General features: G+C 71.4%; 9 protein-coding genes. 4 read left to right on the forward strand and 5 right to left on the reverse strand.

Translation table 11 applies throughout. The annotated features are described in order from the left end of the window. Positions 1-191: 191 nt before the first annotated feature. From RF647_RS17365 to ppsA, 3 genes are all read right to left on the reverse strand, one after another. Positions 192-809 carry an MBL fold metallo-hydrolase gene (locus RF647_RS17365; protein ID WP_368812847.1) on the reverse strand — a complete coding sequence of 206 codons (618 nt, stop codon included), beginning with the start codon at positions 807-809 and terminating at the stop codon, positions 192-194. A gap of 476 nt (positions 810-1,285) precedes the next feature. Then, complete coding sequence (locus RF647_RS17370; RefSeq protein WP_368812802.1) at positions 1,286-2,131, reverse strand: pyruvate, water dikinase regulatory protein; 846 nt, start codon at positions 2,129-2,131, stop codon at positions 1,286-1,288. 72 nt (positions 2,132-2,203) lie between these two features. After that, positions 2,204-4,603, reverse strand: a complete 2,400-nt coding sequence (ppsA, locus tag RF647_RS17375) for a phosphoenolpyruvate synthase (protein ID WP_368812803.1) — start codon at positions 4,601-4,603, stop codon at positions 2,204-2,206. A 724-nt stretch (positions 4,604-5,327) separates the two neighbouring features. Here ppsA and RF647_RS17380 point away from each other — a divergent pair. From RF647_RS17380 to RF647_RS17395, 4 genes are all read left to right on the forward strand, one after another. After that, positions 5,328-6,587, forward strand: coding sequence for a M24 family metallopeptidase (locus tag RF647_RS17380; RefSeq protein ID WP_368812804.1), 1,260 nt, complete (start codon positions 5,328-5,330; stop codon positions 6,585-6,587). A 116-nt stretch (positions 6,588-6,703) separates the two neighbouring features. Then, the gene (locus RF647_RS17385; RefSeq protein ID WP_368812805.1) at positions 6,704-7,480 is read left to right on the forward strand and encodes a creatininase; all 777 of its coding nucleotides are present in this window, start codon (positions 6,704-6,706) and stop codon (positions 7,478-7,480) included. 7 nt (positions 7,481-7,487) lie between these two features. After that, positions 7,488-9,233 carry a BCCT family transporter gene (locus RF647_RS17390; RefSeq protein ID WP_368812806.1) on the forward strand — a complete coding sequence of 582 codons (1,746 nt, stop codon included), beginning with the start codon at positions 7,488-7,490 and terminating at the stop codon, positions 9,231-9,233. Between the two features lie 169 nt (positions 9,234-9,402). After that, a complete protein-coding gene (locus RF647_RS17395) occupies positions 9,403-10,233 on the forward strand; it encodes an IclR family transcriptional regulator (protein WP_368812807.1) in 831 nt (276 codons plus the stop codon). A 12-nt stretch (positions 10,234-10,245) separates the two neighbouring features. On the opposite strand, the gene RF647_RS17400 is transcribed toward RF647_RS17395, so the two are convergent. Then, the gene (locus RF647_RS17400) at positions 10,246-11,418 is read right to left on the reverse strand and encodes an acyl-CoA dehydrogenase family protein (protein ID WP_368812808.1); all 1,173 of its coding nucleotides are present in this window, start codon (positions 11,416-11,418) and stop codon (positions 10,246-10,248) included. Next, a complete protein-coding gene (locus RF647_RS17405) occupies positions 11,415-12,089 on the reverse strand; it encodes a TetR/AcrR family transcriptional regulator (protein WP_368812809.1) in 675 nt (224 codons plus the stop codon). Before RF647_RS17405 ends, RF647_RS17400 begins: the two co-directional genes overlap by 4 nt. Positions 12,090-12,145 lie beyond the last annotated feature (56 nt).

Genomic DNA, 12,145 nt, shown 5'->3' on the forward strand with positions numbered 1-12,145 from the left:
TCAGCGAGGAGGCGCAGTTGCCGACACCGGCGACGGCCACGCGAATGGGATGGTGGGACACGGGACTCCTTCGTCTGGAGGCCGACCGCGACCGACCGTGTGCCGGCGCGGCGTGCCTCCCGGGGTTGAGGGGCGGGGATGTGGTGGTGTGCGGATCGGGCGAGGAGCCGAGCCGGGCAGGCAACGACCTGTCAGTGACCGCGGGCGATCCACTCCTGCAGGTGGGGGGTCTCGGCGCCGATCGTGGTGGACTCCCCGTGCCCGGTGAGCACCTCGGTGCCCTCCGGCAGGGTCAGCAGCCGGGTGCGGATGGACTCGATGATGCTGCCGAAGTCCGACCAGGACCGGCCGGTGGCGCCGGGTCCGCCCCGGAACAGGGTGTCCCCGGAGAACAGCACCCCCTTCTCTCCGAGGTCGGGGGCGAAGAAGCACACGGAACCGGGGGAGTGCCCGGGGGTGTGGAGGGCCACCAGCTGCGCTCCGGCCACCGTGAAGCGGTCGCCGTCGGCGATGGCGGCGTCGGGACCGGCGGTCGGGTGGGTCTGCTGCCACAGCATCGTGTCGGCCGGGTGCAGGTGCACGGGGGCGCGGAGGGCCTCGCCCACCTCGAGCGCGGCACCGATGTGGTCGTCGTGGCCGTGGGTCAGGAGGATCGCGCGCGTGTCGCGGATCCCCACGGCTGCCGCCACGGCAGCGGCGTCGTGGGCGGGGTCGACGACGATGCACTGCTCGTCGTCGCCGACGATCCAGACGTTGTTCTCGACCTCCCAGGTGCCCCCGTCCAGGGAGAAGGTGCCCGAGGTCACCAGCCGCTCCACTCTCGCCCGTCCGGAGGGGCCGGCTTCGCCGCTCGATGCGTTGTGGGGCCGTGCGGGCTCGGGGCGTCCTCCGCCCGGCACCGGCGTCTGCCCGGAGACGCAGCCCTCGCTCATCGCGACGCCTCCCGGGGTCCGGAGGCCGGTGGGGGCGTCGTGCCGGTGCGCCATGCCCGGATCCCGTTCCCGGACGGCGCACGGTGGACTCGATGCATCGAGTCTTCCTCTCCGTGTCGTGCGGGGTCGCCGTCCCGGGTGGCCGGTGGCCGACCGCCGGGCCTGGGTCCCGCCCGCCACTGCATGCAGGTGCTCCTCATTTGGTGCAACAAGTATCGTGATACGCAACACGTGGTGTGGGGAAAGTCTCCGAGGGATCATCTTCCCTGTCAAGGGTGCGACGGAAGGTGCCGGGAGTGGGAGCGCGCCCGTTCTCTGCACGGGCCCCCTCGGCGGGGGCCCATGGTCCACCGTCACCGGTGACCGCCGGCTCGTTCGTGGCCGGTCTCCTCGAGCTCCATGCGTTCGAGGATCGTGGCCGAGATCTCCTCGACGGACATGGAGGCGGAGTTGACGTGGGGGATGCCGTTCAGCGCGTACATCTCCTCGGCGTTGCGCAGTTCCCAGGAGCACTGGGCGAGAGAGGAGTAGACGGTCGACGGCCGCCGCTCCTGACGGACCTGGCTGAGCCTGAGGGGTTGCGAGGTGAGTCCGAAGCACTTCCTCAGGTGGGGTGTCACGGGGGTCGGCAGGGCCCGCCGCTCGAAGTCCTCGTCCACCAGCGGGAAGTTGGCGACGCGGATGCCGTGCTGCAGGGCCAGGTACATGGTGGTGGGGGTCTTGCCGCAGCGTGACGGGGCGATGAGGATCAAATCCGCCCGCTCCAGAGCGCGGATGGACTGCCCATCGTCGTGCTCCATGGCGTACTCGACCGCCGCCATCCGGGTCTGGTAGCGGATGGCGTCTCCGAGCCCGTGGGCCCGCCCGGGCTGCAGGTTCGCCGTGGCGTGCAACGCGGTCTCGAGCTGGGGGAGGTGGGCGCCGAAGAGGTCCACGAGGAAGCCCTGGCTGTCGGCGAGGACACCGCGGATGTCCGGGTCGACGACGGTGGAGAACACGACCGGCATCCGTCCGGTGGCGGCCACGGCATCGATCCGGGCCGCCACCTGCCGTGCCCGCTCCACGGTGACGATGAACGGCACGGTGTGGCGTTCGAAGTGCTGCTCCGGGAACTGGGTGATCAGGGTGTTGCCCAGCGTCTCGGCGGTGATCCCCGTGCCGTCCGACAGGAAGAACGCCACCGGGCAGGTGTCGGTCACTGGTGCAGGTGCCTCTCTTCTCGGTGCCTGCGGCGCCCGTGCCGGCGCGTCCGGCGCCGGCACGGGCACCGCTCACGCGGCGGGCTGGGCCGGGGTGCGGGCCAGGGATAGCCAGGTGTCCACCACGGCGTCGGGGTTCAGCGAGACGGAGTCGATGCCCTGTTCCAGCAGCCACTGGGCGAGGTCGGGGTGGTCGCTGGGGCCCTGGCCGCAGATCCCGACGTACTTGCCCCGGGTCCGGCAGGCGGAGATCGCCATCGCGAGCAGCTTCTTCACGGCCGGGTTGCGCTCGTCGAAGGAGGCGGCGACCAGCGCGGAGTCGCGGTCCAGGCCCAGGGTGAGCTGGGTGAGGTCGTTGGATCCGATGGAGAACCCGTCGAAGTGGTCCAGGAACTCCCCGGCCAGCAGGGCGTTGGCCGGCAGCTCGCACATCATCACGATCTGAAGGCCGTCCTGCCCGCGCACCAGGCCGTTGGCGGCCAGCAGCTCGATGACGCCCTGGGCCTCGGCGAGGGTGCGCACGAACGGGACCATGAGCTTGATGTTGGTCAGGCCCATGGTGGTGCGCGCGTGCCGCACCGCTGCGCACTCGAGCTCGAAGGCCGCCCGGAAGTCGGGGGAGAGGTAGCGGGAGGCGCCGCGGAAGCCGATCATGGGGTTCTCCTCGGCGGGCTCGAACTCCGGTCCGCCGAGGAGGTTGGCGTACTCGTTGGACTTGAAGTCCGAGAGCCGGATGATCACCGGTTCGGGGGCGAAGGCGGCGGCGATCGTGGCGATGCCCTCGGCCAGGCGCTGCACGTAGTACTCGCGCGGCCCGTCGTAGGCGGCGATCCGCTCCCGGATCTGCCCGGCGACCTCGGCCGGCAGCTCCGGGGAACCGTTCTCCAGTGCGAGCAGTGCCAGGGGGTGGATGCCGATCTGACGGTTGATGATGAACTCCAACCGGGCCAGCCCCACCCCGTGGTGGGGCAGCTGGGCGAAGCTGAAGGCCTGCTCCGGGGTCCCCACGTTCATCATCACCTTCAGCGGTGCCTCCGGCATGGATCCCAGGGCGGTCTCCTCCACGGTGTAGTCCAGCAGTCCCGCGTAGACCAGGCCTGCCTCGCCCTCGGCGCAGGAGACCGTCACCGGATCCCCCTCGGCCAGCACCTCGGTGGCGTTGCCGGCCCCGACGACCGCCGGGATGCCCAGCTCGCGGGCGATGATGGCCGCGTGGCAGGTGCGCCCGCCGCGATCGGTGACGATCGCGGCGGCCTTCTTCATGATCGGCTCCCAGTCCGGATCCGTCATGTTCGCGACCAGGACGTCCCCGGCCTGGAAGGAGGCCATCTGCCCGATCGAGCTCAGCACCCGGACCTGTCCGGCGCCGATGCGCTGGCCGATGGCCCGGCCCTCGACCAGGACCTCCCCGTCCTCGTGGAGCCGGTAGCGCGTGATGCCGCCGGCCGCCCGGCGGGAGACGACCGTCTCGGGGCGGGCCTGCAGGATGTAGAGCTGTCCGTCGGTGCCGTCCTTGCCCCACTCGATGTCCATGGGCCGGTCGTAGTGGTCCTCGATCGCCACCGCGTACCGGGCCAGCTGCTCGACCTCGGCGTCGGTGAGGCTGAACCGGGCGCGCAGCTGCGCCGGGACCGGAACGAAGGCCACGGTCTCCCCGAGCTCGGCGGACTGCGTGTAGGTCATCTGGAGGGCTTTCTCCCCGAGCCCGCGCTTGAGCACCGCGGGCCGCCCGGCAGCCAGGGCCGGTTTGTAGACGTAGAACTCGTCCGGGTTCACCGCCCCCTGCACCACGGCCTCCCCCAGTCCGTAGGAGGAGGTGATGAACACCGCGTCGGTGAACCCGGACTCGGTGTCCATGGTGAACATCACCCCCGAGGCGCCGACGTCGGAGCGCACCATCTTCTGCACCCCCGCCGACAGGGCGACCTCGGCGTGGGCGAAGCCGTGGTGGACCCGGTAGGCGATCGCCCGGTCGTTGTACAGGGAGGCGAAAACGTCCTTGACCGCCGCCAGCACGTTCTCCACGCCGCGCACGTTGAGGTACGTCTCCTGCTGCCCGGCGAAGGAGGCGTCGGGAAGATCCTCCGCGGTCGCACTCGAGCGCACCGCCCAGGACACCTCCACACCCTCCGGCTGGGCGGCGGCCAGCTCCACGTACGCCTCCCGGATCGCGGCCTCCAGACCCGCCGGCAACGGCGCCTGCCGGATCAGGGAGCGGATCCGGGCGCCCGCGGACGCCAGGGCACCCACGTCAGCGGTGTCGAGGCCCTCCAAGGCTTCCTCGATCTGCGCATCCAGCCCGCCGGCCTGCAGGAACTCCCGGAAGGCCGTGGCCGTCGTGGCGAAACCACCCGGCACCTGCACACCGGCCGCACCCAGGTTGCGGATCAGCTCGCCCAGGGAGGCGTTCTTGCCCCCCACCTCCTCCAGGTCGGACAGATCGATCTCGGTGAACGAAAGAACATGGGTCATCAGAATCGTGCTCCTAGGGGTGCGTTCGAGCGGGCGTCGGTCGTGTCGTCGGGGAAGGCCGTGCCGGATCCTGGGCGGGTCGGACGTCGGGGGTTCCGCTCGGTCCGGCCGTGCCGGTGAGGTCCCTCGCCGCCGATGGTGGTGGGCATGCCCTGGCCGGTGAACACCGAGGTGCCTGCCGGCGCAGTCGGCACGTCGATGTCCGCCCGGGACGGCCCGAACGCACCGCGACCGCCGCGGACGAACGTGTCACCGCATGCCGCGTGGAGCACGCGGTTCTTCCGTCCGGCTCGTGATGCAGCCCACATGTCTGTCGCCAATAGATATATCACTCATATACACACTGCGGAAGGATGTGACGGCATCTCTCGCCGGCGGCCCCTCGGGCCACCGCTCGGGGGATGAAGGAGTGGAGCCCGGTTCGTTGCATTCATTGCAACGGGTATGCGTTTCAATTCAGGCATCTAGGGTCCGAATCCGGCACTGCTGGAAAAGTTGCGCAAGAAACCTTGACCGTGGTGCACGTCACTTCCTACAGTGAAGCAACTCGGTTGTGATTAGCGCAACAACTGGCGACCGAGGACACGATGACCCAGCACCTGTCAGGCGCGGCAGCACTGTCCGCTTCCGCTGCCGAGGCCGGCGACGCCGAGCCCGCGGTGCGGCGCCTCTCCTGACCCACCCCGGACTGTCTGACCGGGAGCCGCTCCACGAAAGGACGACCATGACCACCTCGCCCATCACCGCCCCCGCCGCCTCCGTCGCCGAGCTCGAGCGCCTGAAGACCCTGCACAACGGGCAGAAGGAGCAGCTGACCTTCTCCGACGCCGAGTTCGAGCGCCGGCTGGGCGGCCTGCGGCGGATCATGGCGGAGCAGCAGCTCGACGCCGTCATCCTCACCAGCTACCACGGCATCAAGTACTACTCGGACTTCCTCTACACCACGTTCGGGCGCAACTACGCCCTCGTCGTCACCGCCGACGACTCCGTCACGGTCACCGCCAACATCGACGCCGGCATGCCGTGGCGCACCAGCTACGGCGACAACATCGTCTACACCGACTGGCGGCGCGACAACTTCTACTACGGCCTCCAGGAGGCCCTGCGCCGGCGCGGTGTGCAGGCCCGGCGGATCGGCGTCGAGGACGACGCCCTGCCGCTGCTGACCCGCCAGCGCATCCAGGCCGCGTTCGAGGGCGCGGAGCTCACCGACGTCTCCCAGGACGCCATGCGCCAGCGCATGCTCAAGTCCGCCGAGGAGATCGAGGTCATCAAGCACGGCGCCCGCATCGGCGACCTCGGCGGCGAGGCCATCCGTGCCGCGATCCGCGAGGGCATCACCGAGTACGAGATCGCGCTCATCGGCACCGAGGCGATGGTCCACGAGATCGCCCGCACGTTCCCGCACCGCGAGGTCCGCGACACCTGGGTGTGGTTCCAGTCCGGGATCAACACCGACGGCGCCCACAACTGGGCCACCACCCGCAAGCTGCGGCGCGGGGACATCCTGTCCCTGAACTGCTTCCCGATGACGTCGGGCTACTACACCGCCCTGGAACGCACCCTGTTCCTGGGCGAGCCGGACGCGCGCTCGCGCGAGCTGTGGGAGATCAACGTCGAGGTCCACGAGCGCGGCCTCGAGCTGATCGAGCCCGGGGCGGTCTGCAAGGACATCGCCGCCGAGCTCAACGAGATCTACATCTCCCACGGCCTGCTCGCCAACCGCACCTTCGGCTACGGTCACTCCTTCGGCGTGCTCAGCCACTACTACGGCCGCGAGGCCGGCCTGGAGCTGCGCGAGGACATCGACACCGTGCTGGAGCCGGGCATGGTCGTGTCCATGGAGCCGATGATCACGGTCCCGGAGGGCGAGCCGGGCGCCGGGGGCTACCGCGAGCACGACATCCTCGTCGTCGGCGAGGACGGCGCGGAGAACATCACCAAATTCCCGTACGGCCCCGAGCACAACATCGTGTCCGCGTAGGCACGGAACGACGACGGCGGCGGCGCCCCGGTGCGCCGCCGCCGTCCTCCCCGGCAGCTCCTCTGCCGCAGCCGCACCCCGCGGCACCGCCACATCCACTGCACGGAAGGACCACGGTGGTCACCACCCGTTCGCTCGAAGATTTCGACGCCCACAGCTACCAGGAGTACGTGGCCACCGGTCAGGGGCTGGTGCTCATCCCCACCGGGGCCACGGAGCAGCACGGGCCGCACATGCCGCTGGGCGTGGACGCCATGCTCTCCCGCGCCATCTCCCTGGCGGCGGCGGAGGACCTCGACGCCCTGGTGGCGCCGGCCTTCTGCTACGGCTACAAGTCCCAGCCCCGCTCCGGGGGCGGCAACCACCGCGCCGGCACCACCAGTCTCTCGGCCCAGGCCCTCATTGCACAGACGAAGGACGTGGTGGTGGAGTTCTTCCGCCACGGCGTCCGCCGGATCGCGGTGGTCAACGGCCACTTCGAGAACTACCAGTTCCTCTATGAGGGACTCGACCTCGCGGTGCGCGAGGCCCGGGCCGGCGGCCTCCACGACAGCCGGGCCCTGCTGCTCTCGTACTGGGACTTCGTCGACGAGCAGACCCTGGCGGCCGTCTTCCCCGACGGCTTCCTCGGTTGGGACATCGAGCACGGAGGCGTCCTCGAGACCTCGCTGATGCTCCACCTGCACCCCGAGAAGGTCGACATGTCCCGGGCCCCCGACCATCCCCCCGCTGACCTGGCCCCCTACGACGTTTTCCCCGAGGACCCCGCTCGCACCCCGAGCTCCGGGTGCCTCTCATCTCCAGCAGGCGCGACCGCCCAGCGCGGCGAGCTGCTGCTCTCCACCGTCCGCACCGGCATCGTCCGGGCGGTCACCAGCGAGTTCGGGAAGTGAGAAACACATGAAGAAGTCACACGCCTCCGCGGCGGCCGCCACCGAGGCCGTGACCGTGCCGCGGTTCCGGGGACGACACCTGCCCGCCCTGGACCGGCTCGTCATCACGGTCCTCCCGCCCCTGCTCATCATCGCCGTGCTGGTGGCGGTGACCATGGACCCGGGCGGCGCCGCCGAGGCCATCTCCACGGCGCGCACCTTCGTGACCGGGAACTTCACGTGGCTGTTCATCCTGTACTCGCTCGTGGCGGTCGCCGTCTGCGTGTGGCTGGTCGGCAGCCGCGTCGGCTCGATCCGCCTCGGCGGCCCGGACGCCCGCCCGGAGCACGGCAAGTTCGCCTGGTACTCGATGCTCTTCGCCTGCGGACAGGGCATCGGCCTCATCTTCTGGTCGGTCGCGGAGCCCATCCTGCTCCGGGACGAGAACCCCGTCGTGCCCGCGGGGCAGGACGGCGCGGCCGAGGGCGCCATGGTGTGGTCCTACTTCCACTGGGGCCTGACGGCCTGGGCCATGTACTGCGTGGTGGCCGTCTGCCTCGCCTACTCCCACCACAACCTCGGCAAGACCCTCACCTTCCGCGAGGCCACGGTCGACATCCTGCCGAAGTGGTCGCAGCGCGGGGCCGGCGTGGTCGTGGAGCTGCTGGCCATCATCGCCACCGTCCTGGGCCTGGCCACGTCCTTCGGCTTCGCCGCCATGCAGTTCAGCTCGGGGCTCGCGTCCTTCACGGGGCTCTCGCCGAGCTCGGGCGTCTGGCTGCTGGTGATCCTGGGCCTGGGCGGGCTCACCGCCGTCTCCGCGTTCTTCGGCATCAACAAGGGCATGAAGCGGATCAGCGAGCTCAACTCGGTGCTGAGCATCGTGCTGCTCGTGGCCGTGTTCGTCTTCGGCCCCACGATCTTCCTCATCTCCAACATCACGCAGACCTTCGGCTCCTTCTTCACCAACTTCCTCCCGATGAGCTTCTGGACCGACGCGGGGACCGCGGGCCAGGACATCGCCACCTGGCAGGACAGCTGGAACGGCTGGTGGACCGTGTTCATCTGGTGCTGGGTCATCGCCTTCAGCCCGTTCGTCGCCGGCTTCATCGCCCGCATCTCCCGGGGGCGCACCATCCGTGAGTTCGTCATCGGCGTCACGGTGGTCCCCTCCCTGATCGTGATGGCGTGGATCGGCGTGATCGGCTCGGCGGCGCTGCACTACGACGACCGCAGCGACCGCGGCATCTCCGCGTCGGTCGCGGCGGACACGTCCAGCGGGCTGTTCGTCATGCTGGAGTCCGTGCCCGTCGTCGGCTCGCTGCTGCTCGTGGTCGCCACCGTGCTCGTCGCCACCTACTACGTCACCTCCCTGGACTCCGGCGCCCACGCCCTGGCCGAGTTCGTCTCCGCGCCGCGGAGGGCCGGGCCCTTCTTCCGCGTGGTGCTCGTGGCCAGCATCGCCGCCGTGGCGGTCACGCTGCTCACGCTCGGCGGCACCGCGGTGGTGGACACGGTGCAGACCGGCACCATCATCGGGGCCTTCCCGTTCTCCTTCGTCATCCTGTTGATGATCGCGAACCTGGTCCGGCGGCTGCTCACCCGCACCCCGGAGACCGAGCGCCTGGAGCGCGAGGTCAACGACCCCGCGCCGGACGCGCCCGGCGGCGGGGACGCCACGGTGGTGGAGCGGGCGGTCCCGCAGCCCCCGGCCCGGCCGGCCGCGGTGCCCGCCGGACGGGAGCCGGTCCCGGACGCGCTCGCGCGGCCGTGATCCCCGCCCACGGCCGGTGGCCCTGACCCCGCGGTCGCGGCGTGCCCACCGTCCCGTGGCGCGAGCGCCGGCGCACGGCCTCCGGGCGGCGGGGCCGCGCCACACGGCCCCGCCGCCGGAACGGCCGTGCACGGCGGACCCGCCCCCGTGCAGGAGAATGGAGAGTCCTATGACTGAATCACCGGCCAGCGCCTCCTCGAGCGAAGCCCGCGCGGCGTCCGTCGTCTCCCACGCCCTGCGGGTGCTGCGGTGCTTCTCCGCGGCCGAGCCCACGCTCGGGGTGACGGAGATCGCGGCGCGCGTGAGCCTGCACAAGAGCACCGTCTCCCGGCTCCTGACCACCCTGGAGCGGGAGGACGTGGTGGAGCGGGACCCGCAGACGCGGCGCTACCGCCTGGGCCTCGGCCTGATCTCCGTGGCCGGCCCGCTGCTCGCGGAACTGGACGAGCGGCGGGTGGCGTACCCCGTGCTGCTCGAGCTGACCGAGCAGACCCAGGAGACCAGCGCGCTGCTGGTCTGGAACGGCGACCAGGCCGTGTGCGTGGAGCAGATCCCCAGCCCGCGGCAGATCAAGCACACCACCCCGCTGGGCACCCGGTACGACACGGCCCTGAGCGCCTCGGTGCAGATCTTCCTCGCCGAGCAGTCGCCGGAGCGGGTACGGGCGCTGCTGCTGTCCGGGATCGTCGAGCTGCCCGATTCCACCGAGGCGGGCATCGAGCTCTACCTGGAGTCCCTGCGGCAGGTCGCCGAGGGCGGGGTGGCCCTCAACTACGGCAAGACCTCCGTGGAGGAGGTGGGGGTCGCCGCCGCCGTCCGCGACCACCGGGACCAGCTGGTCGCGGCCGTCATGGTCGCCGCGCCCCGCTACCGGGTCACGCCGGAACAGGCCGAGCTGCTCGCGGCCGCCGCCGTGGCGGCGGCCCGGGAGGTGTCCCAGCGGCTCGGTGCGGCACCGGCGGCCCGCCGGACCGGGCGGGCGTCCCTGGAGGTGCGCTGACCGGGGTGCTCCTCACGCCTCGTCGGCCACGGCCCGCCCGATGGTCTCCCGCAGGATCTCGCTGGTGCCCCCGAAGATCGTCAGCAGCCGGGACGCGAGATAGGCCTGCGCCACGGGGTAGTCGAGGATGTACCCGTAGCCGCCGTGCAGCTGGAGGCACCGGTCGGTGACGGACCGCGCCCGCTCGCCGGCCCAGTACTTGGCCTTGGACGCCCCCACCACGTCGAGGGCCCCCGCGTTGAACGCGTGCACCGCCCGCTGCACGTAGGCCTCGACGACCTCCACCTCGACCGTCAGCTCCGCGAGCTCGAACCGGGTGTGCTGGAAGTCCAGCACCCGGGAGCCGAAGGCTGTGCGCTCGCCGGTGTACCGGAGGGTGTCCGCCAGGGTCGAGCGGGCGACGGCGCTCGCGGCCACGGCGACCGCCAGCCGCCCCTGCGGCAGCACCTGCTGGATCTGCCGCAGCCCGCCGCCCTCGGCGCCGACGAGGTTCGCCGCCGGGACCCGGACGTCCTCGAAGAACAGCTCGGCGGTGTCCGAGGCCCTGACCCCCATCTTGTCGAGCTGCTTGCCCGTCTCGTAGCCGGGGGAGTCCGCCTTGTGCACCAGGAACAGGCTGAGGGCGTCCTCCCCGGCGCGCCCGGTCCCCCCGTCCGTGCGCGCCAGGACGAGGGCGGCGTCCCCGCTGATCCCGTTGCCGATGAACGTCTTCTGACCGGTGAGCACCCACTCCTCGCCGTCGCGCACGGCCCGGGTGCGCACCCCGCGCAGGTCGGAGCCCGCGCCCGGCTCGGTCCAGGCCACGGAGGTGACGAGCTCCCCCGTGAGCATGCGCGGCAGCCACCGCCGCTTCTGCTCGTCGGTGCCGTGGGCGAGCAGGTGGGGCAGCACCCAGTCGTCGTGCAGGTGCAGGGCCAGGGCCACACCGAGGGCGCCCTGCCGGACCAGCTCCTCGTCGAGCACGGCGCGGAACCGGTAGTCCGTCAGGCCCATGCCGCCGAACTCCTCGGGCACGGCGAGGCCGAGCAGGCCCGCCCCGCCGGCGGCCGTCCACAGGCTGCGGGGCATCATGTGCTGGGCGTCCCACGCGGCGTAGTGCGGGGCCACCTCGCGGGTCGTGAACTCGCGGGCCACCTCGCGGAACTCCTCGTGCTCCTCATCGTAGAACGCCGGGGTCTCGGTCACGGGGTGCCTCCTGTGCTGGTGGGGGTCGGGGCGAACGCGGTGCGCAGCGCGGCCCAGGTCATCTCCTCCAGGGCGGCCCGTGCCGCGTCGAGCCGCCCCGCGTCCTGCGGGGCGCGCAGCCGGTGGGCGGTCCGCAGGGAGTGGGGGGTCGAGTTGATGAGCCCGAAGGCGGCCTGGGCGCGCAGGGTGAGCTCCGCGACGTCGCGCGCCGGGGCCAGCTCCTGCAGGGCGTCCACCCACAGCGTCACGTAGCCGCGCTGCAGGACGCGGACCGCGCGGCGGTCCTCCTCGGTCAGGTTCGGCAGCTCCCGGTCCTGCACCACGATCACGGCGGGACGGTGCAGCGCGAACTCCACCTGGAAGGAGATCAGCGCCCGCAGCCGCCGGGCCGGATCGGGGGAGCGGGCCGCCACCTCGCGGCCCCGGTCGAGCAGGTCGTGGCTGACCTCGAGCAGGATCGCGCCCAGGACCGCCTGTTTGCTTGGGAAGTGCCGGTAGACCGCGGGCCCGCTGACCCCCGCGGCGGCGCCGATGTCGTCGATCGAGACGCCGGCGAAGCCGCGCTCGGCGAAGAGCGTGGCGGAGGCGGCCAGGAGGTCCTGGCGCCGCCGGGCCTTGGCCCGCCCGCGCACGGTGGTGGACGGGCCGGGGCTGCGCTGGGTCTGGGTCACGGGTCCTGCTCTCGGGTTCGGATTCCTGGACATTCTAGTGAGCCACCACTAACCTG

The sequence above is a fragment of the Kocuria sp. CPCC 205263 genome (assembly GCF_040981075.1).
GTDB lineage: Bacteria > Actinomycetota > Actinomycetes > Actinomycetales > Micrococcaceae > Kocuria > Kocuria rosea.

Excerpts from the sequence above, each read along its gene's own strand:
- RF647_RS17390 (WP_368812806.1), top strand. The coding sequence starts at position 7,488 with ATGAAGAAGTCACACGCCTCCGCGGCGGCCGCCACCGAGGCCGTGACC.
- RF647_RS17395 (WP_368812807.1), top strand. The coding sequence starts at position 9,403 with ATGACTGAATCACCGGCCAGCGCCTCCTCGAGCGAAGCCCGCGCGGCG.
- RF647_RS17380 (WP_368812804.1), top strand. The coding sequence starts at position 5,328 with ATGACCACCTCGCCCATCACCGCCCCCGCCGCCTCCGTCGCCGAGCTC.
- ppsA (WP_368812803.1), bottom strand. The coding sequence starts at position 4,603 with ATGACCCATGTTCTTTCGTTCACCGAGATCGATCTGTCCGACCTGGAG.